General features: G+C 72.8%; 22 protein-coding genes, 1 tRNA gene and 1 pseudogene. 13 read left to right on the top strand and 11 right to left on the bottom strand.

Annotated elements, in window-relative coordinates; translation table 11 throughout:
- Window positions 1-6 precede the first annotated feature (6 nt).
- Together E4198_RS15795 and E4198_RS15790 are read left to right on the top strand one after the other, a co-directional pair.
- Window positions 7-666, top strand: coding sequence for a response regulator transcription factor (locus E4198_RS15795; protein WP_136183720.1), 660 nt, complete (start codon window positions 7-9; stop codon window positions 664-666).
- A gap of 15 nt (window positions 667-681) precedes the next feature.
- Entirely contained in the window at window positions 682-1,506 is an 825-nt protein-coding gene (locus E4198_RS15790) for a DUF4097 family beta strand repeat-containing protein (protein WP_136183719.1), read from the top strand.
- Window positions 1,507-1,568: 62 nt separating this feature from the next.
- Here E4198_RS15790 and E4198_RS15785 read toward each other — a convergent pair whose 3' ends face one another.
- Window positions 1,569-3,098 (bottom strand): aldehyde dehydrogenase family protein, encoded by a 1,530-nt coding sequence (locus E4198_RS15785; protein WP_136183718.1) that lies wholly within the window; start codon window positions 3,096-3,098, stop codon window positions 1,569-1,571.
- A 361-nt stretch (window positions 3,099-3,459) separates the two neighbouring features.
- Between E4198_RS15785 and E4198_RS15780 the strand changes: the two genes are divergently transcribed.
- From E4198_RS15780 to E4198_RS15770, 3 genes are all read left to right on the top strand, one after another.
- Complete coding sequence (locus E4198_RS15780; RefSeq protein WP_136183717.1) at window positions 3,460-3,732, top strand: HPr family phosphocarrier protein; 273 nt, start codon at window positions 3,460-3,462, stop codon at window positions 3,730-3,732.
- Between the two features lie 2 nt (window positions 3,733-3,734).
- On the top strand, window positions 3,735-5,396 hold the full coding sequence (locus E4198_RS15775) for a putative PEP-binding protein (protein ID WP_136183716.1): 1,662 nt from the start codon (window positions 3,735-3,737) through the stop codon (window positions 5,394-5,396).
- A 111-nt stretch (window positions 5,397-5,507) separates the two neighbouring features.
- Entirely contained in the window at window positions 5,508-6,473 is a 966-nt protein-coding gene (locus E4198_RS15770; protein ID WP_168711448.1) for a serine hydrolase domain-containing protein, read from the top strand.
- 182 nt (window positions 6,474-6,655) lie between these two features.
- Here E4198_RS15770 and E4198_RS15765 read toward each other — a convergent pair.
- The 6 genes from E4198_RS15765 to galU form a co-directional block, all read right to left on the bottom strand.
- A tRNA-Ala gene (locus E4198_RS15765) sits at window positions 6,656-6,729 on the bottom strand.
- A gap of 94 nt (window positions 6,730-6,823) precedes the next feature.
- The gene (locus tag E4198_RS15760) at window positions 6,824-8,065 is read right to left on the bottom strand and encodes a hypothetical protein (RefSeq protein ID WP_136183714.1); all 1,242 of its coding nucleotides are present in this window, start codon (window positions 8,063-8,065) and stop codon (window positions 6,824-6,826) included.
- A 175-nt stretch (window positions 8,066-8,240) separates the two neighbouring features.
- A complete protein-coding gene (locus tag E4198_RS15755; RefSeq protein ID WP_136183713.1) occupies window positions 8,241-8,867 on the bottom strand; it encodes a GNAT family protein in 627 nt (208 codons plus the stop codon).
- Window positions 8,864-9,940: a bifunctional molybdenum cofactor biosynthesis protein MoaC/MoaB gene (gene moaCB, locus E4198_RS15750; protein WP_136183712.1), complete on the bottom strand. Its 1,077-nt coding sequence runs from the start codon at window positions 9,938-9,940 to the stop codon at window positions 8,864-8,866. The genes E4198_RS15755 and moaCB overlap by 4 nt, the downstream gene beginning before the upstream one ends.
- Before the next feature lie 106 nt (window positions 9,941-10,046).
- Entirely contained in the window at window positions 10,047-11,351 is a 1,305-nt protein-coding gene (glp, locus tag E4198_RS15745; RefSeq protein ID WP_136183711.1) for a gephyrin-like molybdotransferase Glp, read from the bottom strand.
- A 122-nt stretch (window positions 11,352-11,473) separates the two neighbouring features.
- On the bottom strand, window positions 11,474-12,382 hold the full coding sequence (gene galU, locus E4198_RS15740) for a UTP--glucose-1-phosphate uridylyltransferase GalU (RefSeq protein ID WP_136183710.1): 909 nt from the start codon (window positions 12,380-12,382) through the stop codon (window positions 11,474-11,476).
- A 47-nt stretch (window positions 12,383-12,429) separates the two neighbouring features.
- Between galU and E4198_RS15735 the strand changes: the two genes are divergently transcribed.
- Window positions 12,430-13,044 carry a 5-formyltetrahydrofolate cyclo-ligase gene (locus tag E4198_RS15735; protein WP_136183709.1) on the top strand — a complete coding sequence of 205 codons (615 nt, stop codon included), beginning with the start codon at window positions 12,430-12,432 and terminating at the stop codon, window positions 13,042-13,044.
- Between the two features lie 56 nt (window positions 13,045-13,100).
- Here E4198_RS15735 and E4198_RS15730 read toward each other — a convergent pair whose 3' ends face one another.
- Entirely contained in the window at window positions 13,101-15,896 is a 2,796-nt protein-coding gene (locus E4198_RS15730) for a penicillin acylase family protein (RefSeq protein ID WP_136183708.1), read from the bottom strand.
- Between the two features lie 447 nt (window positions 15,897-16,343).
- Between E4198_RS15730 and E4198_RS15720 the strand changes: the two genes are divergently transcribed.
- The 5 genes and pseudogenes from E4198_RS15720 (at window position 16,344) to mscL (ending at window position 20,818) form a co-directional block, all read left to right on the top strand.
- Window positions 16,344-17,894 carry a potassium/proton antiporter gene (locus E4198_RS15720; protein WP_281727988.1) on the top strand — a complete coding sequence of 517 codons (1,551 nt, stop codon included), beginning with the start codon at window positions 16,344-16,346 and terminating at the stop codon, window positions 17,892-17,894.
- A 183-nt stretch (window positions 17,895-18,077) separates the two neighbouring features.
- Entirely contained in the window at window positions 18,078-18,422 is a 345-nt protein-coding gene (locus E4198_RS15715) for an FmdB family zinc ribbon protein (RefSeq protein WP_136183707.1), read from the top strand.
- Between the two features lie 33 nt (window positions 18,423-18,455).
- The gene (locus tag E4198_RS15710; RefSeq protein ID WP_136183706.1) at window positions 18,456-19,286 is read left to right on the top strand and encodes an S-methyl-5'-thioadenosine phosphorylase; all 831 of its coding nucleotides are present in this window, start codon (window positions 18,456-18,458) and stop codon (window positions 19,284-19,286) included.
- Window positions 19,287-19,526: 240 nt separating this feature from the next.
- Window positions 19,527-20,198, top strand: coding sequence for an RcpC/CpaB family pilus assembly protein (locus E4198_RS15705; RefSeq protein WP_136183705.1), 672 nt, complete (start codon window positions 19,527-19,529; stop codon window positions 20,196-20,198).
- A 138-nt stretch (window positions 20,199-20,336) separates the two neighbouring features.
- A pseudogene (gene mscL, locus E4198_RS15700) lies at window positions 20,337-20,818 on the top strand (large conductance mechanosensitive channel protein MscL).
- 82 nt (window positions 20,819-20,900) lie between these two features.
- Here mscL and E4198_RS15695 read toward each other — a convergent pair.
- Window positions 20,901-21,092 (bottom strand): hypothetical protein, encoded by a 192-nt coding sequence (locus tag E4198_RS15695; protein ID WP_136183704.1) that lies wholly within the window; start codon window positions 21,090-21,092, stop codon window positions 20,901-20,903.
- A 95-nt stretch (window positions 21,093-21,187) separates the two neighbouring features.
- Between E4198_RS15695 and E4198_RS15690 the strand changes: the two genes are divergently transcribed.
- Window positions 21,188-22,252, top strand: a complete 1,065-nt coding sequence (locus E4198_RS15690; RefSeq protein WP_136183703.1) for a P1 family peptidase — start codon at window positions 21,188-21,190, stop codon at window positions 22,250-22,252.
- A 113-nt stretch (window positions 22,253-22,365) separates the two neighbouring features.
- Here the strand turns inward: E4198_RS15690 and E4198_RS15685 are convergent, their stop codons facing one another.
- Window positions 22,366-23,382 carry a sigma-70 family RNA polymerase sigma factor gene (locus E4198_RS15685; protein WP_136183702.1) on the bottom strand — a complete coding sequence of 339 codons (1,017 nt, stop codon included), beginning with the start codon at window positions 23,380-23,382 and terminating at the stop codon, window positions 22,366-22,368.
- 166 nt (window positions 23,383-23,548) lie between these two features.
- Here E4198_RS15685 and E4198_RS15680 point away from each other — a divergent pair, with 166 nt between their 5' ends.
- Window positions 23,549-24,094, top strand: coding sequence for a GNAT family N-acetyltransferase (locus E4198_RS15680; protein WP_136183701.1), 546 nt, complete (start codon window positions 23,549-23,551; stop codon window positions 24,092-24,094).
- Window positions 24,095-24,154: 60 nt separating this feature from the next.
- On the opposite strand, the gene E4198_RS15675 is transcribed toward E4198_RS15680, so the two are convergent.
- Window positions 24,155-25,363 (bottom strand): winged helix DNA-binding domain-containing protein, encoded by a 1,209-nt coding sequence (locus E4198_RS15675; protein ID WP_210732833.1) that lies wholly within the window; start codon window positions 25,361-25,363, stop codon window positions 24,155-24,157.
- Window positions 25,364-25,694 lie beyond the last annotated feature (331 nt).

Below are 25,694 nucleotides of genomic sequence, written 5' to 3'. Positions count from 1 at the left end.
GCACCCATGCTCTCCGTCGTCATCGCCGAGGATTCGGTGCTACTGCGCACCGGGCTCGCGAAACTGCTGGCCGACGAGGACATCGACGTGGTCGGCCAGGCGGGCGACGGCGACGAACTCCTCACCCTGGTAGCCGACCTCGACCCCGACCTGTGCCTGGTGGACGTGCGGATGCCGCCCACCCACACCGACGAGGGGTTGCGCGCAGCACTGACCCTGCGTGCCACCGAGCCGCGGCGGCCGATCGTCGTCCTCTCCCAGTACGTGGAGGCGAAGTGGGCGGGCAGACTCCTAGCCCACGGCAGCGAAGGACTCGGCTACTTGCTGAAGGACCGGGTCGCCGACGTCGATGAATTCGTCGCCACACTGCGCCGGGTGGCCGACGGCGGGACGGCCCTGGACCCGGACGTGATCAGTCAGATCTTCGCCGGCAACCGCACGCCCGACAGCCTCGCCGCGCTGACCCCCCGGGAGACGGAAGTGCTGGGGCTGATGGCAGAAGGGCTGAGCAACAGCGGACTCGCGAAGCGCCTGTTCATCACCGAACGAGCCGTGGAGAAGCACATCCGGTCCATCTTCACCAAGCTCGACCTGCTGCCCGGCGAGGAGGAACACCGGCGCGTCCGCGCCGTACTCCAGTACCTCGACGCGGCCGCCGCCCGCTGACGCTAGGAGCGTGACATGGACAAGACCCTGGCCCCGGAAGGCCGCACCACACCGACCGGCGCCCCGCACGGCCGGAACAGGCGCGGACGCGCCCTGCGGTGGCTAGGCGCCCTCGTGGCTCTCGGCCTGGTCGTCGGCGTCGGCGCCTTCCTTCTGAGCAAGATGCTTACTCGCACGGACCACTCCGCAGCGACCTTCGACGGGCACGTCGACCGGGTCGAACTGGTCGTCGACAGCGGCGATCTGACCGTCACCAGGGCGGAGGCGGGCACGGAGGTCTCACTGGAACGCAGCATGCTGAAGTCGTTCCGCTCGCCGGAGGAGTTTGTCGAGCGCGAGGGCGGCACCCTGCGCATCACCACCGGCTGCGAGGACGGCTGGGGCGAATGCGCCTCCGACTACGACCTCCGGGTCCCCGCCGACACCCCCGTCAACGTGCGGACCAGGCTCGGCGACGTGCGGGTCACCGGCCTGGCCGCCTCCGTCGAGGCCCGCACAGACGCCGGCTCCGTCGAATTGACCGACGTGCGCGGCGACGAGATCGTCGCCCACGGCAAGACCGGCGGCGTCGTCCTCGATGGTGTGCGGTTCCGCACCGCCGAGGCCGGATCGAAGCTGGGCGACGTCCGGCTCGACGTCGTCGACGACTTCGACGCCCTCAGCGCCACCAGCAAGACCGGCGACGTGACCGTTTCCCTGCCGGAGAAGTCCGGGCCGTACGCCGTGACCGCCGCCTCCGAACTCGGCGACGAGAAGGTGACGGCGCAACGCGACTCCTCCGCCTCCTCGAAGGTCGAGGCGACCACGTCCATCGGCGACGTCACCGTGCGGACAGACTGAAGCCCGGACAGGCCGGCATGCCGACGGCGGGGCCCGTGAATGCGTGGCCCCGCCGCCCCCCATCACTTCAGCCGGAAGTCCATGTCCGCCGGGACCTCGTCGACATCCATCTGGGCCTTCTGCAGCGACCCCGCATGATCCCAGTTGACGGACTGCCAGGAGGTGAACTGGTCGAGCACCCAGATACCCGACTGCCGACTCCCGTTGCCGGACATCCCGTTGCCGCCGAACGGCAGGTGGGCCTCCGCACCGACCGTCGAGTTGTTGATGCTCAGCATGCCTGCCGAACAGCGCTCGCGGAAACTGAACGCGGTAGCGGGGGAGCGGGTGTACAGCGCCGCAGAGAGCCCGTACCCGTGGCCGTTCGCCAACTCGACGGCCTCATCGAGGTGATCGAAGACCGCCACACCCACCAGCGGGCCGAACGTCTCCTGCCGGTACAGGGCATCGTCCGGCCGGACTCCGTCCACCACGGTCGGGTGGACGTACAGACCGATGTCAGGGTCGCCGACGAATCCCTTGCGCGGCTGCTGTGAGGTGATGCGCCCGGTGGCCGTCGAACCCGCCGGCGTGTGGTGGCCCTGCACGAGGTCGAGGCTCTTCAGGAAATCCTCGAGGTAGCGCTCACCGATCAGCGGCCCGTAGAAGACGTCTTGGGTCGGGTCACCCACCACGAGGTTCTCTGCGGCCCGGACGAACGACTCCATGAAGCGAGCATGGACCGCGCGGTGGACGAAGGCCGTACCCATCGAGGTACAACGCTGACCGGCGGTTGCGAAGGCACTGAACAGCGCCCCCTGCACGGCGAGTTCCAGATCCGCGTCCTCCGCGACGACCAGCGGGTTCTTGCCGCCGAGCTCGAGGCACGGAGCCTGGAGGTGCCGTCCGGCGAGTTCGGCGACACGCCGCCCCACGGCCGTCGACCCGGTGAAGCCGATCTTCTGCACGAGACCCTCGTCGAGCGCCTCCCCCAGACCGGCGTAAGCCGTGGCCCCGTCGGTGTGCACCACCCGCAGCACGTTCTCGGGCACGCCACCGGCCCGGAAGAGGGAGGCGAGGGCGTCCGCGACCGCCATCGCCGACTCGGACGGCTTCCAGACCACCGTGTTGCCGCACAGCAGTGCCGGGACGAGGTACCACGCGGGAACAGCGGCCGGGAAGTTCGCCGCGGTCACCACCACCGCCGTGCCCAGCGGCTTCCGGTAGGTGAACAGATGCTTGTCCGGCATCTCGCTGGGCACGGTCTGCCCGTACAGCCGGCGTCCTTCGCCGAGGAAGAAGTCGCAGGTGTCGATGACCTCCTGCACCTCGCCGAGCGCCTCCGCGTACGGCTTGCCCACCTCGCGGGTGACGACCCGGGCCAGCGCCTGCTTGTTCGCCTCGACAAGCCGGCCCACGTTGGCCAGGACCCTGCCCCGCTGCGGTGCCGGCCGGCGCGCCCACCCTGCCTGCGCCTCGTGCGCGGCACGCACGGCGCCGACGAACTCCCCCGCGCCGGCCAGCCGCCGTTCGGCGACGACATCGGCCAGATCAGCCGGGTTGACCGACGTCCAGGGAGTCCCCGGGTCGGCGGGCGGAGTGGTAGGTCTCATGCGGGTCCTTTCGGTCGTCGCGGTTCGACCGCGAACGGAACATCGAAACATCGCATTCTGGCACCGGGGGGACAGCCCCGACACCGGAACCGATCAGTCCAGGGCCTCTCCCTGAAGACTTCCTGTACCGGACCGCCACGACGCCGCATGTGCTCGTGCCGCCCGTTACCCGGGGGCGTAACCTGGCGCCCGGACGACGAGCCCTCCGGCCGCTCACGGCGTTCCGTCCCCGAAGAGCTGCACGCGGGCGCGCCTGCGTGACGGCTTCCGGGCGGCCACCCCAGGTCCCGTACGCGCCTTCGTCGGCGGAAATCCGGCAGGCGTTAATCGCCCTCAACCCTTCGCACAAGGAGTGATCCTCTTGCTCGAGCGCACCGTCGTCGTGGGTGCCCGGAGTGGGCTGCACGCCCGTCCCGCCGCGCTGTTCGTCCAGGCCGCCACCCGCCTGCCCGTACAGGTGAACGTCGCCCGGGACGGCCGGCCGCCGGTCAGCGCCCGCAGCCTGCTGTCCGTCCTCTCGCTGGGAGCCGGGCACGGGGACTCGGTGGTCCTCTCGGCCGAGGGTGAGGGCGCGGAGGCGGCCGTCGACGAGCTGGCGCGGCTGGTCGCGTCCGACCTCGACGCCAAGGAGTAGTCGTGGACGCCGTGTCGAGGGGAATCGGCGTGGGCGGCGGCACGGTCGCGGGCCCGGTGGCCAGGATGGCCGCTCCCCCCGGGGTCCCCGCGCCACGCACCGTCCCGGCGGGCGAGATCGCGGCCGAGGTGGACGCCGTACGACAGGCGCTCGCACAGGTGACCGCCGACCTGGAACGGCGTGCCTCCGCGACTTCCGGTGAAGCCGCCGAAGTGCTCGCCGCACAGGCCATGATGGCCGGCGACCCGTCACTGGCCGACCGGGCGGCAGACCTCGTCAGCGACGGCTCGGACGGGCCGCACGCCCTGACCGCCGCGTTCGACGCCTTCCGTGCCGCGCTGGAGGCGGCGGGCGGCGTCTTCGCCGAACGCGTCGCGGACCTGGACGACCTGCGGGACCGGGCCGTCGCGTGCTTCCTCGGCCTTCCGATGCCCGGTCTGCCCGCGCCGGGTCACCCGTACGTGCTGGTGGCCGACGACCTCGCCCCGGCGGACACGGCTCTGCTCGACCCCTCGACGGTCCTGGCCCTGCTCACCGTGCGCGGCGGCCCCACCAGCCACACCACCATCCTGGCCCGCATCCTCGGCATCCCCGCCGTCGTCGGCTGCCCCGGGGCGGCCGAACTGACCGACGGCCGCATGGTGCTGGTGGACGGCACCGCCGGCACCGTACAGACCGACCCGTCCCCGGAGGCCGTCGCCGCGGCCGCCGACCGGGACGACCGCGCACGCCGCGCGGCGGAGTCGGTCGCCGGCCCCGGCCGTACCGCGGACGGACACCCGGTCGCGCTGCTGGTCAACCTCGGCGGCCTCGCCGAACTCCCCGCGGCGGCGGCCGCCGACAGCGAGGGCGTCGGACTCTTCCGCACCGAGTTCCTCTACCTGGACCGCGATCGCGCGCCCGGTCTGGAGGAGCAAACGGCCGCCTACCGCGAGGTGTTCGCAGCCTTCACCAGGCGCCGCGTCGTCGTCCGCACCCTCGACGCGGGCGCCGACAAGCCCCTGCCGTTCGCCACCGCTGCGGACGAGCCCAACCCGGCCCTCGGCGTGCGCGGCCTCCGTACGGCCGACCGCGACCCGCAGTTGCTGGAGACGCAACTCGCCGCGATCTCGGCGGCCGCAAAGGACTCCGGCGCACGGGTGTGGGTGATGGCACCCATGGTGTCCCTGCCGCGCGAAGCCGCCGACTTCACCGCCCGCGTCCGCGCCCACGGACTGCCCGTGGCCGGCGCCATGGTGGAGGTCCCCGCCGCCGCGCTGCGCGCCCGGGCCCTGGCCGAACCGTGCGACTTCCTCAGCATCGGCACCAACGACCTGGCCCAGTACGCCCTCGCCGCCGACCGCACCCTCGGCAGCCTCGCCGAACTCCTCGACCCGTGGCAGCCGGCCGTGCTCGACCTGGTCGCCATGACTGCGGAGGCGGGCGCCGCACGGAACCTCCCGGTCGGCGTCTGCGGCGAGGCCGCGGCCGACCCGGCACTGGCCCTGGTCCTGGTGGGCCTCGGCGTCACCAGCCTCTCCGCCGCGCCCGGCTGCCTCCCAGCCGTGCGCGCCGCCCTCGCCGCCCACTCGCTGGACCGCTGCCGTCACCTCGCCCACCTGGCCCGCACCGCCCCCGACGCCTCCTCAGCCCGCACGACGGTCCTGACCGCCCTGGCCGACTGACGCCCGCATCACGCTGGACCACTGCGAAGTCCTCTCCGTGACAAGGGGTGCTCCCTGGGACTGGCCGTCCCGGGGGTGTGGAATGGCGCGAGGGGCGGCTACCGTTGCCGGGTGCAGGACATCGACGGCCTGAACGGGTCCCTCCTGGTGAAGCGCGGCTCGGCCACGGTCCTGCAGGTGTCGAACGGCGCCGCCGACACGGAGGCGGGTACGGTCTGCACGCCGGACACGCGGTTCCAGATCGCCTCGGTGAGCAAGCAGTTCACGGCGGCCGCGGCCATGCTCCTCGTCGAAGAGGGGGCCTTGGCGCTGAGGGCGCCGATCGCCGAGTGGCTGCCCGACTGCCCGCGACGCTGGCGGGAACTGACCCTGCACCAGCTCCTGACCCACACCTCGGGCTTGGGGCACTGGTGGGAGCTGACCGGCTTCGACGTCACCAGGCCCGGGACCGCCGAGGAGTTCCTCCGCCTGTTCGCGGAGGTACCGCTGCGCACCCCGCCCGGTACCACGTGGCACTACAGCTCGCCGGGGTACCTCCTGGTGGCGCAGCTCATCGAGGAGGTCAGCGGCCGCCGTTATGCGGACTTCCTCGACGAGCGCATCCTGCTCCCGCTCGGCATGGAGGCCACGTGCGCCGGCCCGCCCCCGCCGCGAGGTGTCGCACACGGCTACCAACGCGGCCGGCGGGTCGACGTGGAAGCGTTCGCGGCCATGCCCGGGGCCGGGGACATATGGTCGACCGTGGGCGATCTGGCACGGTACACGTCCGCGTTCAACGCCGACGGCGTCGTCTCGCCCTCCTCCCGCGCGGCGATGACCGCCGCCGGCGTTCCGACCGCGGGCGACGCGGGCGCCGACGGTCCCGTGGTCATCGACCGCTACGGGTACGGCTACTGCCTCGGCACCCTGGCCGGCCGTCCGGCACGCTTCCATCCCGGCGACAATCCCGGATACCACTCACTCCTGGCGTGGCTGCCCGAGCTCGACGTCACCCTCGTGATCCTGTGCAACGACGAGGACGCGAGCGTCGACGACGCCCTGCGGCAGGTCCTCCCCGCGCTGACGCCCGGCCCGTAGGACGTTGCCCGGGACGCGATCCGCCCACGGCGTCCCGCCGAGGCCACGCGTGACGTCGAAGCCGCGACGTTCCGGCGGGACCCCTGTCGCCTCACCCTCCCGGGGACACGAGGAGCGCCCCGCCCATACGAAATCCCGCCCGATCTGCTGATCGGACGGGATCGTCGTGTCGTGGTGCTGGGTGGACCTGAGGGGATTTGAACCCCTGACCCCCTCGTTGCGAACGAGATGCGCTACCGGACTGCGCTACAGGCCCTTGCGACGGGTGAAACCTTAGCATCACCGCCGGGCCGGGTGGAAATCCGAGGCCGGAGCCGGTGGGGCGGGGGTGGGGCGAGGCCACGGGCGGGTCACTCGTTGGCCGCGCGGGGACGGTCCTTGTCGGCCATCTGGTCGAACAGCGGTGTCCGGTCCCGGCGGGCGCGGGACGACGGCGGCCGTGCGGCGGCCTGGTCGGCGTCCGCTGCCGCGCCCGAGCTGGCACCCGAACCCGAGCCGGCGGACGAGGCCGTGGTCGAGCGGGCGGAACTCCAGGCGTCCGGGGTGTCAAGGTCCACGCCGCGGGCGGTGCGGGGGGCGACGGGGGCGTTGACGTAGGTGGGCAGGGGCACCGGGACCGGCTCCCAGCCCTCGCCCTCGGGCTGCTCGCGCACGCGGCCCCGCTCCTGGTCGACCCACTCGGCATGGTCGGTCTGCTCCACCAGAGCGCGCCGGTCCGCCGCCGACGAACGTTCCGGGGCGGACGCCGGGGGGGACGACCGGTGAGCCTCGGACACCGGAGCGGGGTGGACCGGGTGGACCGGGTGGGCGGGCTCCGTGTGCACGCGGGTGGGCTCGGGCTCCGCGGGCGGTGCCTCGTGGGCGCCGGTGCGCCCGCGCCGCTCGCGCAAGTGCGCGGCGGCCTGCTCGGCGCGGCGTCGGTCCATGGTGACGTGGAAGCGGCGCCGTTCCGTGGTGCGCAGGTGGGCGATGTAGGCGCTGAGGAGCGCGGCGGGGGCGGCGGGCGCCCAGAGGAACGCGACACCGCCGACCGCGGCGACGACCGCCCCGACGGAGAAGCAGAGGAAGAGGAGCATGGTGGTGCGCCGACGGCGGGCGAGGACCTGGGCGCGCTTGCTGCGCTCGGCGGCCTTGCGGCCGGCCGGGGTCCGGCCGGCGGCGGGCTTGCGTCCCTCGGCAGGACGGCGCTCGGGCGCGGGGGCACGGCGAGCCTCGCGACGGGCGGCCTTCCGGTCGGCCGGAGTGCGCCCCGGGAAGCGGCGGTCCGCGGCGTCGGGGACTTCGTGGACCACGGTCCTGGGTGCGGCGAAGGCCCGGAAGTCGACCGCTTCGCCGGTCGCGTCCTCCGGGTCGTTCCCGTCCGCGTCGTCATCGTCGGAGGCCACCTCGGCGACGTCCGCCTCGCGCCGCTCCGCCTCCTTCGCGTAACGGCGTTCCATCGCCGCCTTTCCGGACAGCAACCGGATGGCGGTGCTGAAGCGTTCCGTCGGACGCGCCTCGTTCAACTCGTCCTGCCGGCGGAGCCACATGGGCACCAGGTAGGCGGCCCAGGCCCCGACGATGACTGCGTAGATGAGGCCACTGCTGCTCACCCTCACACGGTAGAGGGGATCGCGCGCGGGCATCTGCAGAATCGCGCGGTGTGTCGCACGATCTTGCTGATCTCACGATCCTTTTACGTGATTTCACCCACCCCGACCGGCCCATGTGCCGGACCGATGGAGAATTCGCGCCACTCTCGCGCCGCCCGTAATTCGAAAACGTATTCTATTTACGCGGCGTGGGAGGGACGCGGCGGCCGTGCCAGCGCGTGAGCAGGCCTTCCGGTACTTCCTCCACTGTGAGCGCATACACCAGATGGTCCCGCCATGCACCGTCGATGTGCAGATAGCGGGGGCGCATGCCTTCCTCACGGAAACCCAGTTTCTCCACCACACGGCGGCTGGGCGCGTTCTCCGGCCGGATGCACACTTCCATGCGATGCAGCCCGACGGTGCGGAAACAGTGATCCGTCGCGAGGGCGACCGCGGTGGGCGTGACACCGCGCCCAGCGACCGCCTTGTCCACCCAGTAGCCGATGTGGCCGGAGCACATCGACCCCCAGGTGATGCCGGCGACGGTGAGCTGCCCGGCGAGTCGGCCCCCGTACTCGACGACGAACGGCAGCATCCGCCCGGCCTGCGCCTCGGCACGCAGGTGCCGGACCATCTGCCGGTAGGTCGGACGGCGCGGCGGCTCATGACCGGGCGGAGCCGGCGGGATGGTGGCCTCCCAGGGTCGGAGCCAGTCGCGGTTGCGCTGGTTGATCTCCCGCCACGCCCGCTGGTCGCGCAGCCTTATGGGGCGGAGGACGGTCGGTCCGTCCGCCAGTTCTACCGGCCAGGGCGCGTTCAGCGGGGGTCGTCCCCTCTCGGGTGGTCGCCGCCGTGGATCTGGTCGACGGCGTGCACCAGCAGCCGTTCCAGTACGGCGAGACCGTCGCGTACGCCGCCCGAGGATCCGGGCAGGTTCACGATCAGTGTGCTCCCCGCGACGCCCGCCACGCCACGCGACAGGGCGGCGGTCGGAACCTTGGCGCGGCCCGCGTCGCGGATGGCCTCGGTGATGCCGGGGACCTCGTGGTCGAGGAGGGCGCGGGTGACCTCGGGTGTGCGGTCGGTCGGCGAGACGCCGGTGCCGCCGGTCGTCAGCACCACGTCGTAGCCCGCGGCGACCGCCTCGCGGAGCGCTTCCGCGACGGGCTCGCCGTCGGGGACGACGCGCGGGCCGTCGACGGCGAAGCCCATCGCCCGCAGGCCCTCGGCCAGCAGCGGGCCGCCCTTGTCGGCGTAGACCCCGGCGGCGGCACGGTTGGACGCGGTGACCGCCAGGGCCCGGTACCGCGGGCCCTGGTCGCCTTCGCCCGCGCCGGTCGCCTCCACGCCCGTGGGTCCCGCGCCCGCCCGCCCCTCTGCGGCGACCTGCTCGCCGGCGGCTGCGGGCGCTTCGCGGTGCCAGTCGCCGGACTTGCCCCCTGTCTTCTCCTCCACCCGCACGTCGGTGACGACCGCGCCCTTGTCGACGGCCTTCACCATGTCGACCACGGTCAGCGCGGCGACCGACACGGCCGTCAGCGCCTCCATCTCCACACCCGTGCGGTCGGTCGTCTTCACCGTCGCGGTGATCTCCACCGCGTCGTCCGCCACGTTCAGGTCGACCTTGACGCCGGAGACGGCCAGTGGGTGGCAGAGCGGGATCAGGTCGGGGGTGCGTTTGGCGCCGGCGATGCCGGCGATGCGTGCGGTGGCCAGCGCGTCGCCCTTGGGGACACCCTCGCCACGCAGGAGTTCCACAACCCGCGGCGAGACCAGCACCCGTCCACAGGCGCGTGCCGTACGGGCGGTGACGTCCTTGCCGGAGACGTCGACCATGCGTGCGGCACCCGCGTCGTCGACGTGGGTGAGGCGGTGCTGCTCCGGGCTGGTCATCGTTCTCCGTCCGGTCCCGTCCGGTCGTGTGCGGCTGACACGGTACTCCTGCCCGCGCCGCCCGGAGACCGGAGCCCGCCCTCGGGCTGTGGGCCGGGTACCCCGCTCAGTCGAGGAGCAGCACGTCGACGGAGTCGCCGGGGGCGACCTGTTCGGCATCCTCGGGCACGACGAGCAGCGCGTCCGCCTGCGCGAGCGCCGCGATCAGGTGCGAGCCGGCGCCGCCGACCGCCCGCACGGTGCCGACGCCGTCCCCGGTCGCCGGCGGCTCGTACGCACCGCGCAGGAACTGCCGCTTGCCGGCCGGGGAACGCAGCGGCTCCTCACCGGCCAGACGCGCGCGGACGGGCGTGCGCGAGGCGGGCTCCAGCCCCATCAGCGTGCGCACCACCGGACGGACGAACAACTCGAAGGAGACGTACGAGCTGACCGGGTTGCCGGGCAGGGCGAGCAGGGGTGTGCGGTCGGCGCCGATCAGGCCGAAGCCCTGCGGCTTGCCCGGCTGCATGGCCAGACGGCGGAACGAGACGCTGCCGTCCGGCCCTTCGATGCCGTCGAGCGCCTCCTTCACCACGTCGTACGCGCCGACGCTGACACCGCCGCTGGTGACCAGCACGTCGGCACGGATCAACTGATCCTCGACGGTGGACCGCAGGACGTCGGCGTCGTCGGTCACCGCGCCGACCCGGTACGCCTCGGCACCGGCCGCGCGGGCGGCCGCGGCCAGCACGTAGCTGTTGGAGTCGTGGATCTGGCCGGGCCCCAGCTCCCGGCCGGGCGGCACGAGTTCGCTGCCGGTGGACAGCACCACGACCCGCGGCCGCGGCCGTACGGTCACCGACGCCCGGCCGATGGCGGCGAGCAGCCCGATCTGTGGCGGGCCGAGCACGGTCCCCGCCTTCAGCGCGACGGTCCCGGCCTGCACGTCGCTGCCGCGCGGCCGCACGTACTGCCCGGGCGTGACGGAGCGGTGCACCCGCACCTCGCCGCTCGCCGCGGCCGGGTCGGCGCTGTGGGCGGTCATGCTGTCGGCGGGACCGCCGCCGGTGCCGCCGTCGGTCCACTCGACCGGGACGACGGCCTCGGCGCCCGGGGGGAGTGCGGCGCCGGTCATGATGCGCGCGGCCTGGCCGGGCCCGACGGTGAGCGGCTCGTCGCTGCCGGCGGCGATGTCGCCGAGCACGGTGAGCACGGCCGGGTACTGCTCGGTGCAGCCCTCGACGTCCACGGGACGCACCGCATACCCGTCCATCGAGCTGTTGTCGAAGGGCGGGAGGGACGCGGGGACGACCACGTCGTCGAGCAGCACGCAGCCCTGCGCGTCCAGGAGGTTCAGCTCGATCGGCTCCAGTGGACGGATGCCGCTCAGCACGTCCGCCAGGTGCTCGTCGACGGACCAGATCTCACTCACCGCGTCTCACCGTGCCTCACCGCGACTCCTCGTGCGTCCTCGTGCCGGCTCATGCGCCCGCCCTGGTTCCCGCAGTCCCGCCGTCCCACCGCTCCCGGTCCGGCGGGCGGCGGGGCCGCCGTTCAGCCGCCCATCTCCTCGGCGACGTAACCGCGCAGCCAGGCGCGGAAGTCCGGCCCCAGGTCCTCGCGCTCGCAGGCGAGGCGGACGATGGCCCGCAGGTAGTCGGCTCGGTCGCCGGTGTCGTAGCGGCGGCCGCGGAAGACGACGCCGTGCACCGGGCCGCCGATGGCCGGCTCGTTGGCGAGGGTCTGCAGGGCGTCGGTGATCTGGATCTCGCCGCCGCGCCCCGGCTCGGTCTTGCGCAGCACCTCGAAGACGGCCGGGTCCAGCACGTAGCGTCCGATGATGGCGAGGTTGCTGGGCGCGTCCGCGGCGGATGGTTTCTCGACCAGGCCGGAGACGCGGACGACGTCGTCCTCGTCGGTGGCGGCGGCGGCGGCGCAGCCGTAGAGGTGGATGCTCTCCGGCTCGACCTCCATCAGCGCCACCACGCTGCCGCCGTGCTGCTCTTGCACGGCCATCATCCGGGCGAGCAGCGGGTCGCGCGGGTCGATCAGGTCGTCGCCGAGCAGCACGGCGAACGGCTGGTCGCCGACGTGCGGGGCGGCGCAGAGAATGGCGTGGCCCAGGCCCTTGGGGTCGCCCTGGCGCACGTAGTGCATCGTGGCCAGGTCGCTGGACTCCTGCACGCGGGTGAGCTTGGTGGCGTCGCCCTTGTCGCGCAGGACCTCCTCCAGCTCGTAGTTGCGGTCGAAGTGGTCCTCGAGGGGCCGCTTGTTGCGGCCGGTGACCATGAGCACGTCGGAGAGGCCGGCGGTGACGGCCTCCTCGACCACGTACTGGATCGCGGGCTTGTCGACGACCGGGAGCATCTCCTTCGGCGTCGCCTTGGTGGCGGGCAGGAACCGGGTGCCGAGGCCGGCGGCGGGGATGACAGCCTTGCTGATCCTGGGTCGTGAGCTACTCATGGCAGCACGATAACGGGTGACGATGACGGGAAGACGAGGTTCGCGTGGTGAGCGGTGTCGCGGAGGGCAAACGGGCGGTGCGGCGTGCCGTGCTGGACGCGCGGGCCGCGCTGGCGGCGGACGATGTGCGGGAGGCGCCGCACGCGCTGGCACGGCATGCGCTGGAACTCCCGGAGCTGGCGGACGCCCGTACGGTCGCGGCGTACGTGTCGGTCGGGCGGGAGCCCGGCACCCGTCCGCTGCTGGACGCACTGCGCGTGCGCGGGGTGCGGGTGCTGCTGCCGGTGCTGCTGCCGGACGACGACCTGGACTGGGCGGCGTACGAAGGCGCGGACGGTCTGGCGCGCGCCGGTCGCGGACTGCTGGAACCCGCCGGTCCCCGCCTGGGACGCGAGGCGGTGACCGAGGCGGACGCGGTGCTGCTGCCGGGGCTCGCCGTGGACGCCGCGGGCATGCGGCTGGGACGCGGGGGCGGCAGCTACGACCGGGTACTGGCCCGGCTGGCCGCAGCGGGCGCACGGCCCCCGCTGGTGGTGCTGCTGTACGACGGGGAGGTGCGCGACCGGGTACCGGCGGAGCCGCACGACCGGCCGGTGCTGGCGGCGGTGACGCCGACCGCGGTGCACCGGTTCGGAGGCGCCGGAGGGGCCCCGAGGGGCTGAGGGCCCGCCGGAGCGCGGAGCACACCGCGGGGGCGTGTCCAGCGTCCCGGCCGGGGTCAGGGCATGAGGACCATCTTGTCCTCGGTGCCCTTCTCCACCGCCTGGTCGCCGTACGCCCAGGGAAGCTGCTCGCCCTCCGCCCACAGATCGGTCTGGTCGACGTAGTGCGGGTGGTAGGTGTGGCCGGAGGCGCCGGTGAGATTGATCCAGCTCGACTCGTCGAAGTCGTCCAGGTTGACGACCATGCGCATGGACGGGACCCAGCTCACGTCGTAGCCTCCGGCCGCGTTCCAGCCCGTGGCGTTGACGGTCGCCTCGCCGCCGCCGAGGTCCCACGGGCCCCGGTTGAGCAGCCACTGGAGGTAGCCCGGGCCCTCGGTGCCGATCGTCTGGTTATTGAGCATCAGCCGGTGCAGGCGGCCCCAGCTCCAGGTGTCGATGTCCTTGCCGAGCTCGGAGGTGAGCTCCCAGCGGGCGTCCTCGAGGGCCTCGGCGAGGAGTTCGTCCCGGCCGGTGGCACCCGGGTTGCGGTCGGTGCCGCGGGTCTTCCACCACGCGCTGTCCGGCTGGTCCAGCAGGCCGCGCACGACCTCGGTCCAGCGGCCACCGCCGTCCGGCTGCGCCGAGTCGGCGTCGCGCTTTCCGCACTCGCGGACGAGTGCGCTGTTGCCGTCCAGGTCCTCCAGCGGCGCGGACTCGTCGGCCGGCGGTACCCACAGGCAGTCGCCCTCGACACGCACCTCCTTGGGCAGCTTGTCGCCGAAGGCGAGCATCAGGACGTTGCGCCAGACGGCGTTGAAGTACGCCGCCGCGGCCGAGTCGGAGTCCTGCGTGTAGTCCCAGCCGCGCAGCAGTTCCTGCGCCTCGCGCACGTACGCGTCCTCGACGTCGATCTTCAGCAGGTAGGGGACGAGGAGCTTGGCGATCTCGCTGCTGTTGTCCGTCTGCATCTCCTGCATGTCCTGCATGGAGACCTTGCCGCCGTCCTCGATCTTGGAGCGGATCAGGTCGTCGATGCGCTGGCTGCGCACGCCGTACGACCAGTCCTGGGTCAGCGTGTACGGGTAGTCGCGCTGGTCCACCACGGCCTGGTTGGCGGTGACGATGTAGCCGCGGTCCGGGTTGTACTCCCACGGCAGCGCGGACTGCGGCACGTAGTCGGTCCAGCGGTAGTCGGGGTCCCAGCCGGGGGCGGGGTAGCGGCCGGAGTGGCCGTCGGCACGTATCGGGATGCGGCCGGGGGCCTGGTAGCCGATGTTGCCCTCGGTGTCGGCGTAGATCAGGTTCTGGGCGGGGACGGTCAGCAGCCGGGCGGCGGCCCGGAACTCCTCGAAGTTCGTCGCCTTGTTCAGCGCGAAGACGGCGTCCATGCTGCGCGAGGGCTTGAGCGCCGTCCAGCGCAGGGACACGGCGTAGCCGTCGCCGCGGTCCGGGGCGGACGCCTCGACGGGGGTCTCCTCGCCGACGGCGGTGGCCTCGGTGTTGAAGTCGGAGACGATCGGGCCGTTGTTCGTCTCGCGGACGGTGATCTCTCGCGCCTCGCCGCCCGCCACCTTGATGACCTCGCGCCGAGTGGTGAAGGGGACCTGCTTCCCGTCGTACAGGTACTTCCCGTCCTCGATCTTCTGGAGGTAGAGGTCGGTGACGTCGGCGCCGAGGTTGGTCAGGCCCCAGGCGATGGACTGGTTGTGGCCGATGACGACGCCCGGCATGCCGGAGAAGGTGAAGCCGGAGACGTCGAACGGGCACTTCTTCGTGACGCTGCGGCAGTGCAGGCCCATCTGGGTCCAGACGGAGGGCAGCTGCGGGGCGAGGTGGGGGTCGTTGGCGAGCAGGGGCTTGCCGGTGGTGGTGTGCTCGCCGGATACGACCCAGGAGTTGGAGCCGATACCGCTGCCGCTCGGGCCGAGCAGCGAGGGGGCCTTCTCCAGTGCCTCGGCCACGGAGGCGAGCGCGCCGCGACCGCCCTGGACGGCCTGCTGCGTGCCCGCGGCACCCGGATTCGCGGCAGCGCCCGCGTCGGTGCCGGGGTTCGCGGCGATGCCGGGGTTCGCGGCGATGCCGGGGTTCGCGGCGGTGCCGGGGTCGGTACCCGGGGCAGGGGCACCTTCGGGCAGGAACTCGCCGGTGGCCTCCCCGACCGTGCCGCCCTCGACGATGGGGCGGTTGCGGTCGTACGGGTAGGTCGGGTAGAGGTCCTCGATCTCCTCGCGGGACAGCCGGGCGGTCATCAGCGCCCGGTCGATCTCGTCCTCCATGTTGGCCCGGAGGTCCCACGCCATGGCCTTGAGCCAGGCGACCGAGTCGACCGGGTCCCACGGCTCGGGCTCGTAGCCGTTGTCCAGGTTCAGCGCGGCGTGCTCGACGGAGAGTTCGGAGCCCTTGTTGTCCGCGAGGTAGGCGTTGACCCCGTCGGCGTAGGCCTTGAGGTAGGCCCGGGTGTCGGGGTCCAGCTTCTCGAACTCGCGCTCGGCGACCTCGCGCCAGCCCAGCGTGCGCAGGAAGGCGTCGGTACGCACCTGGCTCTCGCCGAACAGCTCCGACAGCCGGCCGGAGGTGGTGTGGCGGCGGACGTCCATCTCCCAGAATCGGTCCTGGGCGTGCACGAAGCCCTGCGCCATGAACAGGTCGTGCGCGCTGTCGGCGTAGACCTGCGGAACGCCGTGTTCGCCGCGCTTGACGGTGACCCTTTCGGAGAGGCCGTCGATCTTCAACGAACCCGTCGTCTGCGGGAAGGAGTTGCGGACGGTGCCGACGCTCCAGTAGGTGCCGTAACCGATGCCTGCCACGAGCAGCAGCACGACTGCGATCACGATCAGGCGGGCGCGTCGTGGGGGCTTCTTGGCGGGCATCGCTGTCCTTCGAGGGCAGGGGTGATCCTTCGACTGCTGGAGCAACCATAGGCCGAGCCGGTGACGGCTCCGAAAGGGAGTCAGCGCAGAGGGCAAGTCCGGGCGCGTGTGGGGGCGCTGGAGCCGAGAATGGGAGAGGACCCCGACTCCGAGCCCCCGGGCGCCGGACGTTCGCACGTCGCACGTCGCACGTCGCACGTCGCACGTCGCACGTCGCACGTCGCACGTCGCACGTCGCACGTCGCACGTCGCACGTCGCACGTCGCACGTCGCACGTCGCACGTCGCACGTCGCACGTCGCACCAACGGTGCCGGTGCCCCCGGGCGCACGGTGTCCGCGGTGCGCGCGGACACCGGAAGTGGGTGCCGTGCGGTTCGGGGCCGACCGGCGGGAGGCGGTCCGGGCACCGGCCCCGGGCAGCCGGCCGACGGTCAAGCGATGGTAAATTGTTAGCTACTCAAACGAACGGGTGGGAGGAGCGGCCCCTGACTGTCGAGCAGCTCAACCAGATCATGCTGATCAGCGCCGCCGTCCTGCTCCTCGCCATGGCCGCAGTGCGGCTGTCGGCACGCACGGGCCTGCCCAGCCTGCTGGTCTACCTCGGGATCGGCATCCTCCTGGGCCAGGACGTGCTCGGCCTCGAATTCGAGGACGCCGAACTCACCCGGACCCTCGGCTACGCCGCTCTCGTCGTGATCCTTGCCGAGGGGGGACTGGGCACCAAGTGGCGCGACATCCGGCGCTCGGTCCCCGCGGCCGCCACGCTGGCCACGGTCGGCGTCGCGGTCAGCGTCGGGGTGGTCGCCGTCTCCGCGCACTACCTCATCGGGCTGGAGTGGCGGCTCGCCCTCATCATCGGCGCCGTGGTGTCCTCCACCGACGCCGCGGCCGTCTTCTCCGTGCTGCGCCGGGTACCGCTGCCGCAGCGGATCACCGGCACGCTGGAGGCCGAGTCGGGCTTCAACGACGCACCGGTGGTCATCCTCGTCGTCGCCCTCTCCGCTCTCGAACACGAGCCGCAGAGCTGGTACGTGCTGATCGCGATGATCGTCATGCAGCTGGCGATCGGCGCGGCCACCGGCATGCTGGTGGGCCGCCTCGGCGCGTTCGGGCTGCGTCGCGTGGCGCTGCCGGCGTCCGGCCTCTACCCGATCGCGGTCATGGCCCTCTGCGTTCTCTCCTACGCGGGCGGCGCCACGCTGCACGGCAGCGGCTTCCTCTCCGTCTACATCACCGCGCTTGTGCTGGGGAACGCCAGCCTCCCGCACCGCCCGGCCGTGCGCGGCTTCGCCGACGGCGTCGCGTGGCTGGCGCAGATCAGCCTGTTCGTGCTGCTCGGGCTGCTTGTCACGCCGCACGACCTGGGCGACGACGTACTGCCGGCGATCGCCGTCGGACTGGCGCTGACCCTCGTCGCGCGACCGCTGTCGGTGGTGGTCGGCCTGTTGCCGTTCCGGTGGTCCTGGAAGGACCAGGCGCTGCTCTCCTGGGCCGGGCTGCGCGGCGCGGTGCCCATCGTGCTGGCCACCATCCCGATGGTGGCCGGGGTGCCCAGCAGCGAGCGGATCTTCAACATCGTCTTCGTGCTGGTCGTGATCTTCACCTTGGTCCAGGGCCCGACGCTGCCCTGGGTCGCACGGAAACTCCGGTTGGAGGAGGCTCGCGGGCCCGCGGACGTCGATCTCGAGTCGGCGCCGCTGGAGCGGCTGCGCGGCCACATGCTGTCGATGAGCGTGGGCGAGACGTCGCGGATGCACGGCGTGGAGGTCACGGAGCTGCGGCTGCCTCCCGGCGCGGCGGTGACCCTGGTGGTGCGGGGCGGCACGAGCTTCGTGCCGCTGCCGTCCACGGTGCTGCGGCACGGCGACGAGCTGCTGGTCGTCACCACGGACGCGGTGCGGGACGCGGCGGAGCGGCGGCTGCTCGCGGTGAACCGGGGCGGCAAGCTGGCGGGCTGGCTCGGCACGGGCGGCAGCACGGCGGCCGGGGACCGCTGACGGGCGGGCGCAGGGTCGGGATCCTCCGGGGAACCGCGGCCCGTGGCCCGATGCCCCTGCGGCGTCCGTGCGCGGCCGTTCTGTGATCCATGTCCGGTGCGCGCGCGGTGGACTACGGGACGGAAATACTGCACGATGGAGCGTCGTTAGCACTCCACAGGGAAGAGTGCCAGGAGGAAAGACGTGCCGACGTATCAGTACCAGTGCACCGAGTGCGGCGATGGCCTCGAGGTGGTGCAGAAGTTCACCGATGACTCGCTGACCGAGTGCCCGGGCTGCAAGGGACGCCTGAAGAAGGTGTTCTCTGCGGTCGGCATCGTGTTCAAGGGCTCGGGCTTCTACCGGAACGACAGCCGCGGCTCCTCGTCGGGCAGCACGGCCTCGTCGTCCTCCGCCTCGTCGTCGTCCTCGAACGGCTCCTCGGACACGTCGTCCGGTTCCGCGGACTCCTCCGCCAAGAACGGCTCGAAGGACAAGGGCTCCGGCAAGAGCACTGCGAAGTCCCCTGCTCCTTCCTCCGCGGCCTGACCGGGAGCGCGGCGGAACCGTAGGGTGAGCCGCATGACCGCACAAGCAGAGATCGGCGTCATCGGCGGGTCCGGGTTCTACTCCTTCCTCGACGACGTGACCGAGGTCACCGTCGACACGCCCTACGGCCCGCCGAGCGACTCGTTGTTCCTCGGGGAGATCAGCGGCCGCAGCGTCGCCTTCCTGCCCCGGCACGGCCGCAAGCACCACCTGCCGCCGCACCGCATCAACTACCGCGCGAACCTCTGGGCGCTGCGGTCCGCGGGTGTGCGCCAGGTACTGGCCCCGTGCGCGGTGGGCGGCCTCCGCCCGGAGTACGGGCCCGGAACGCTGCTGGTCCCGGATCAGCTCGTCGACCGCACGAAGAACCGCGTGCAGTCGTTCTTCGACGGCGAACCGCTGCCCGACGGCTCTCAGCCGAACGTGGTGCACTGCGGATTCGCCGACCCCTACTGCGAGCACGGCCGTCAGGCCGCGCTGTCCGCCGCGCGAGGACGCGGCTGGGAGCCCGTAGACGGGGGCACGCTCTGCGTCGTCGAAGGGCCGCGCTTCTCCACCCGCGCCGAGTCCCGTTGGCACGCCTCCCAGGGCTGGTCGGTGGTCGGCATGACGGGTCACCCGGAAGCCGTCCTGGCCCGTGAACTCGGGCTCTGCTACGCCTCGATGACCCTGGTCACGGACCTGGACGCGGGTGCCGAGACCGGCGAGGGCGTCTCCCACGAGGAGGTGCTGCGCGTCTTCGGCGAGAACGTGGGGCGGCTGCGCGAGGTGCTGTTCGACGCCGTCGGGCTGCTGCCGGCCGAGCAGGACTGCGTGTGCGGGCGCTCACTGGACGGGGTGGACCCGGGGATCAAGCTGCCCTGAGGCGACCGAGGCGACTCCGCCTCCGGACGGTGTGCAGCGGGGGTCGTGCGGCGGGTGAGGCGCCGCATCGCTCCTGTGGGGGACGGAGTCGTCCACAGGTTCCGCGTCGTCCACAGCCGCCGGCGGGACGCGCCGTGATCGTGCAACGTGAGAGCCGTACGAAGCACCGGGCTTCGTACGGCTCTCACGGCTTTCACGCCTCTCCCGCCTTTCACGGCCGACCACGTCAGGTGGTGTCGCATGTCCTCGTCCTGTGCCTCGCTTCCCGCCCACTCCGCCGGGCCGTACCCGTCGATTGCGCCACCGGGCTGCTCCGACTCCGCGGTGCCGCCACGCGGCGGCGTCGCGGACTTCCCGCCGGTCCTCGCCGGCCGGGGGCGCAGACGACGTGGCCCGGCGCTGCGGCGTGCGCTGCGCCCTCCACGCCGCCTCCTGGCAGCCGGGCTGGCAGTGGCGGCCGCCTGCGCCTCTCTGACGGCGGCGCGTACCGAGCCGTCCCCGCCCGGGGCGGGTGCCGGGGACGTCCCGGCGGGCGCGGCCGTGGAGCGGCGCGACGCCCCGGGCGGCCCGGCGCCGCAGCCCGGGCCGGGCGGCCGTACGGTCGCGGCGCCCGTACGCATCGCTGACGCGGCCGCCGTGGAGCTGCTGCGGCCCGGTGACCGGGTCGACGTGATCGCGACCCGGGCCGTACGCGCCGGAGGTCTCGCGGACGGGGCGGGCGAGGTGTCCGGCGCCCGGATCGTGGCCGGGCGCGCGCTGGTCAAGGCGGTGCCTCGCCGTCCGGCGACAGACCCGTCCGTCGGCGGCCCGCCGGAGCGCGGCGGCCTGATCGTGCTGGAGGTCCCCCGGGACACGGCGACCGACCTCGCCGGGGCCGCCGCCGTGTCACCCCTGGCGGTGACATTGTGCTGACCAGGGGTGACCGCAGCTGGACAGCGCCACCGCCGCTCAGGCACCGTGTCGGGCGTTCCCTGTCGGTGAGCGTGGGCGAGGAGAGGCAGTCAGTTGAGCGAGAAGCAAAGCGTCGTCGGCGGGTTCAAGACCTTCCTGATGCGGGGCAACGTGGTCGAGCTGGCCGTCGCCGTCGTCATCGGCGCGGCCTTCACCAAGGTCGTCGACTCGGTGGTGAAGGGCTTCATCAACCCGGTCGTGGGCGCGCTCGGCTCCAAGGACCTGAGCGAGTACCGGATCTGCCTCCAGGCGACTGCCAGGTGGACCCGGCGACCGGGGACGTGATCTCCGGGATCCCGATCAGCTGGGGCGGGGTGGTCAGTGCCGCGCTGACCTTCCTGATCACGGCCGCGGTCGTGTACTTCCTGATGGTCCTGCCGATGAACCGGTACAAGGAACGTCAGGCCGCCCAGGCTCCCGCCCCGGCTCCGGCAGCCCCGACCGAGGTGGACGTGCTGAAGGAGATCCGGGACCTGCTGGTGGCGCAGCGGGACGGTTCGGCCGACGACGCGGCGGGCAAGGTCGCCGCTCAGCGCAACGCCGACGCCTCTGGCGACGGGGTGGCGACCGACAAGAAGTAGCGGCCGGCCCGGGAGGAGACGGCGCGCGGGCCGGCCCGGGAGACGGGGCTGCTGCTCCCCCGTCGGTGGTCTGCGGGCCCGGTCAGAGGTGGTGGGGCGGCTTCTCGTCCAGGAATCGAGCCAGGTCCGCGGCTCCGCCGCCGGAGGCGGGGCGGTCGCCCCAGCCCACGTCGCCGTCGTCCTGGGAGGTCCGGCCCAGTGGGTCGTCGAAGACCAGCGCCGTCGGGGGCTGGTGGGCGTCCGGCCCGTCCGGCCGTGCTGCGCTGTCCGTCATGCCACCAGGGTACGGGGCGTTCCGGAGGCTCCCGCCACTCCGGGCGCGCACCGGGGCACGGCCGCCGGGCCCCGGTGCTGGTATCCAGGTCGGTCATGGACTCCCTGACGGATGTGAACGGCCTGCGCGTGGGCCACGCCCGGCGGACCGGAGGTGGCCGGCTGACCGGTACGACCGTGGTGCTGGCGCCCGAGGGCGGAGCGGTCGCGGCGGTGGATGTGCGGGGCGGCGGCCCGGGCACCCGCGAGACGGACGCCCTGGACCCGCGGAACCTGGTGCAGCGTGTCGAAGCGGTCGTGCTGACCGGTGGCAGCGCCTTCGGGCTGGACGCCGCGTCCGGGGTGATGTCCTGGCTGGAGAAGCACGACCGCGGATTCCGGATCGGTCCCGAGCCGGGCCAGGTGGTTCCGGTGGTGCCGGCGGCCTGTCTCTTCGACCTGGGCCGCGGCGGCGACTGGCGGGCCCGGCCGGACGCGGAGCTGGGGCGGGAGGCGGTCGAGGCGGCGGCCGCGAGCCGGACGGGGCGGACGGACGGAGGCGGATCCGCCGGGCCGGAGGCCCCGGAGCAGGGGAACGTCGGCGCGGGGACGGGCGCGGTCGCCGGTGGGATGAAGGGCGGCACTGGCACGGCGAGCATGCTGCTCCCGTCGGGTGTGACCGTCGGGGCGCTGGTCGTGGTGAACGCCGTCGGCTCCCTGACGGACGCTTCGTCCGGGGTGCTCTACGGCGAGCTGTGGACGGGATCCGCCACCGTTCCGTCGCCGGAGCTGCATGCGCAGGCGCTGAGGCGTATGGAGACGGCGCGCGAGGGGTCCGAGCGGCGTTGGGCCGGCTCGGTGCGGCCGCCGCTGAACACCACCCTCGCGGTCGTGGGTACGGACGCCCGCCTGACCCGGGCTCAGTCGCAGAAGCTGGCCGGGACGGCGCACGACGGCCTGGCGCGGGCGATCCGTCCGGTGCACCTGCTGCACGACGGGGACACCGTGTTCACCCTGGCGACCGGCGAACACGAGGTGGAGGAGGCCCGGTTGAACGAGGTGCTGTCCGCGGGGGCGGACGTGGTGACGCGGGCAGTGGTGCGGGCTGCGCTGGCAGCCGAGACTGTGGACGGCCCGGGCGGGTTGTTCCCCTCCTACACGGACCTGTACGGCCAGGGCTGAATTTCGGGCTCCGTTGCCCGGCGGACCGCCGGCATTGCCGGCTGCACGCCGCGGGCGCCGCCCTCGCGTGCTCCGGGCGCCCCGGCGGGCGCCCGGCCTCCGCGGCGGCGTCGTTACGCGGCCGCGTCGAAGCCCGTGTCGTGCGCGAGCTTCTTCAGCTCCAGCAGGGCGTGCTTCTCGATCTGCCGGATGCGCTCCCGGGTCAGTCCGTGCTGCTTGCCGACCTCGGTCAGGGTGCGCTCGCGTCCGTCGACCATCCCGTACCGGGCCTTGATGATGGAGGCGGTGCGGTGGTCGAGCCGACCGATGAGGCCGTCCAGCTCCTCGCGGCGCAGCAGGGTGAGGACCGAGTCCTCCGGCGAGTGCGCGGAGGTGTCCTCCAGCAGGTCGCCGAACTGGGTCTCGCCGTCGTCGTCCACGGACATGTTGAGGCTGACCGGGTCGCGGGCCCAGTCCAGCACGTCGGCGACCCGCTCCGGGGTGGAGCCGAGTTCGCCGGCCACCTCCGCGGGCTCCGCCTCACGGCCGTGCTCCTTGTTGAACTCGCGCTGCACGCGCCGGATGCGCCCCAGCTCCTCCACCAGGTGCACGGGCAGCCGGATGGTGCGGGACTGGTCGGCGATGGACCGGGTGATGGCCTGTCGGATCCACCACGTCGCGTACGTGGAGAACTTGAAGCCCTTCTGGTAGTCGAACTTCTCGACGGCGCGCACCAGGCCGGCGTTGCCCTCCTGGATCAGGTCGAGCAGGGGCAGGCCGCTGCGCGGGTACCGCCGGGCGACGGCCACCACCAGACGCAGGTTGGAACGGATGAAGACGTCCTTGGCGCGCTCGCCCTGAGCGACGAGCGCCTCCAGCTCGGCCCGGTCCGCGGTCGCGCTCGGCGCGTCCTGGGACACAGGCTCCTCGAACCCGTCGAGTATGCGGCCGGCGTAGACGCCCGCCTCGATGTCGAGGGAGAGCTGGACTTCCTTCTCCGCGTCCAGCAGCGGGGTGCGGGCGATCTCGTCGAGGTACATGCCGACCAGGTCGCGGTCCGCCACCTCGCCGCCTCCGGCGCGGACCCTGGCGGTCGTGTCGGTGGCGTCGGTGGTGGCGGCGGAACGACGGGCGACGGCACGGGTTGCCATGCGTGCTCCCTAGCGTGTTCGACTGCGAATCAGTGGGCGGACCGGGTCCTGGCCGAGTTCCCGCATCCAAGGGAAACAACGACGGGAATCAGGACAGAATTCCCACAACGCGCATCATTTTTCCGATCATGCAGTACCCTGCCTCGCCACACAGAAGGGAAACCCGGTGACACACGGCTCCGACATCCTGGTCAGGGCGGCGGACGAGAGCGACCTCGAAGCGCTCACGGACCTCTACAACCGCTACGTCCGCGAGACCGCGATCACCTTCGACACCGCGCCCTTCAGCCCCGAACAACGTCGGTCGTGGCTGCTGTCCCACCGTAAGGACGGCCCACACCGTCTCCTGGTTGCCCGGCAGCGCGGTGGTCATGCACCGGACAGGCCGGCGGCGGCGCCCGGACGGCTGCTCGGGTACGCCCACAGCAGCCCCTTCAAGCCCAAGGCTGCCTATGCCACCTCGATCGAGTGCTCGGTCTACGTCGCCCCGGACGCGGGCGGGCGGGGGCTCGGCACCCTGCTGTACCGGCACCTCTTCGAGGTGCTGGAGGGCGAGGACCTGCACCGGGCGTACGCGGGGATCACGGTGCCCAACGAGGCGTCCGTCCGGCTGCACCGGAGATTCGGCTTCGAACGGTGCGGGCTCTACCGGGAGGCCGGCCGCAAGTTCGGCCGCTATCACGACGTGGAGCGCTTCGAGAAGGTGCTGTAGTCCCCGACGCGCCGGTCACCGCCCCGGTCACCGTCCCGGTCAGCGCGCCCGGCGGGCCGCTCAGCCGTGGGTCAGCTCGCGGGCCAGCGGGGTGGGGAAGGCGGGCACGAAACGCGCCTCGCCGAGCCACCCCTGCAGTCGGGCGGACTCGGCCTCGACCGCGGCGGCGGCCTCTGCACCCCGGTCGGCCAGGAGCCGCCAGACCACCTCGCCGTCGGGCCGGCAGGCCCAGCCGCCGACGATCTCGCCGTTCCACCAGACCGTCGGCCCGGCGTTGCCGTTGGTGTCGAAATGCAGCGACCGGTGCCCGGGGTCGAGATACCAGTCGCGGTACTTCCAGCCCATGGTGGTCGGGTCGAGGCCGGGCAGCAGTGCCGCCCACGGCTCCACCTCCTCCGCACCCGCACCCGCACCCGCACCCGCACCCGCACCCGCACCCGCAAGAGTCTCGACATCCTCGGGCAGCAGCCAGCCCTGCCCCTCCGGGAGCGCGACCTCGACGGCGCCGACGTCGGCCAGGGCCCGGCGTACGGCGGTGACCGTCCAGCCCGTCCACCACTTCACGTCGTCGGTGGTGCCCGGCCCGAAGGAGGCGAGCCAGCGACGCACCACCTCTGCCTTGGCCTCGGCGGGGTCCATCGGGGCCATCTCCGGGGCGAGCCCGTAACGGAACCGGCCGGAGGTCCAGCCACCCAGGGGACGCCCGCGGCGGACGCGGCCGTCCATCGCCAGCAGCCGCAGCACCCAGCCTCCGACGCGCTGCCGCGCCTCGTACCGCTTGCCGGGCGAGAGCGTGATCATCTCGCCGAGCAGGGGCGCCTCCGCCGAGATCTCGGTCGCGCCGGCCTCGCCGAGGCGCCGCAGCGCCGCCACGGCCTCCTCTTCGGCCGCGGCGAGCCGGGCGGCGTCCCACGGCGTGTCCGCGCCGCGGAGCAGGCGCAGCAGCGACGCCCGCTCCCGGCGGGCGACGTCGAGGGTGGTGGAGAAGTGGTAGAGCGGCACGTCCTCGACCGGGACGACGAACAGGGTGCGGCGCATGCAGTGCATCCGCAGCAGCGTGCGGTCCTGGTAGAGCGCTCGCTCCATGTCGGCGAGGTCCGGCGCCGCGAGACGGGTGTAGGCGCTGAGGGTCACCGTGGCGGCGTCGGTGGCGTGCAGGGCGAGCAGGGCGCGGGTGACCTGCTCGGTCGTCGCGGCGCGGGCGGAGGGGGCCAGCAGGTGGCGGCGCGCCAGGATCGCGCGGCGCTGGGCGAGGGTGGGTCGCAGCATGCGGCCAGCCTAGGAAGCTCTGCGGACGGTTCCGGTCCTCAATGACCCATCAAGGACCGCGGGGAGCGCCGCAGCCGCGCAGCAAGTCACAGCACTCAACGGAAATAGCCGGGGATGACCTCTCCGGTTCCCGGCACTGACGCCCGCACCGCGGGCGCAGCCGAGGACCCGGCACCACCACGGGGGTGCCGGGTCCTCCCGTGCCACGACGACCGGCGGTCGGCACGAGCGACCGGCCCACCCGTACGCGAGCCGTTGCCGCTGAAGGTCTGGGTACGCTGACCACGTCGGCAACGATCCCCAGCACGGGAGTGGTGATGAGCTTCGTGCC

Origin of the sequence: Streptomyces sp. RKND-216, assembly GCF_004795255.1 — a bacterium.
Lineage (GTDB): Bacteria > Actinomycetota > Actinomycetes > Streptomycetales > Streptomycetaceae > Streptomyces > Streptomyces hazeniae.
This window is presented reverse-complemented; position numbering and strand designations above follow the sequence as displayed.

Coding starts and splice junctions, on each gene's coding strand:
- E4198_RS15795 (WP_136183720.1), top strand. CDS start 7: ATGCTCTCCGTCGTCATCGCCGAGGATTCGGTGCTACTGCGCACCGGG.
- E4198_RS15790 (WP_136183719.1), top strand. CDS start 682: ATGGACAAGACCCTGGCCCCGGAAGGCCGCACCACACCGACCGGCGCC.
- E4198_RS15785 (WP_136183718.1), bottom strand. CDS start 3,098: ATGAGACCTACCACTCCGCCCGCCGACCCGGGGACTCCCTGGACGTCG.
- moaCB (WP_136183712.1), bottom strand. CDS start 9,940: ATGACCAGCCCGGAGCAGCACCGCCTCACCCACGTCGACGACGCGGGT.
- galU (WP_136183710.1), bottom strand. CDS start 12,382: ATGAGTAGCTCACGACCCAGGATCAGCAAGGCTGTCATCCCCGCCGCC.
- E4198_RS15730 (WP_136183708.1), bottom strand. CDS start 15,896: ATGCCCGCCAAGAAGCCCCCACGACGCGCCCGCCTGATCGTGATCGCA.
- E4198_RS15710 (WP_136183706.1), top strand. CDS start 18,456: ATGACCGCACAAGCAGAGATCGGCGTCATCGGCGGGTCCGGGTTCTAC.
- E4198_RS15705 (WP_136183705.1), top strand. CDS start 19,527: ATGTCCTCGTCCTGTGCCTCGCTTCCCGCCCACTCCGCCGGGCCGTAC.
- E4198_RS15695 (WP_136183704.1), bottom strand. CDS start 21,092: ATGACGGACAGCGCAGCACGGCCGGACGGGCCGGACGCCCACCAGCCC.
- E4198_RS15690 (WP_136183703.1), top strand. CDS start 21,188: ATGGACTCCCTGACGGATGTGAACGGCCTGCGCGTGGGCCACGCCCGG.
- E4198_RS15685 (WP_136183702.1), bottom strand. CDS start 23,382: ATGGCAACCCGTGCCGTCGCCCGTCGTTCCGCCGCCACCACCGACGCC.
- E4198_RS15675 (WP_210732833.1), bottom strand. CDS start 25,363: ATGCTGCGACCCACCCTCGCCCAGCGCCGCGCGATCCTGGCGCGCCGC.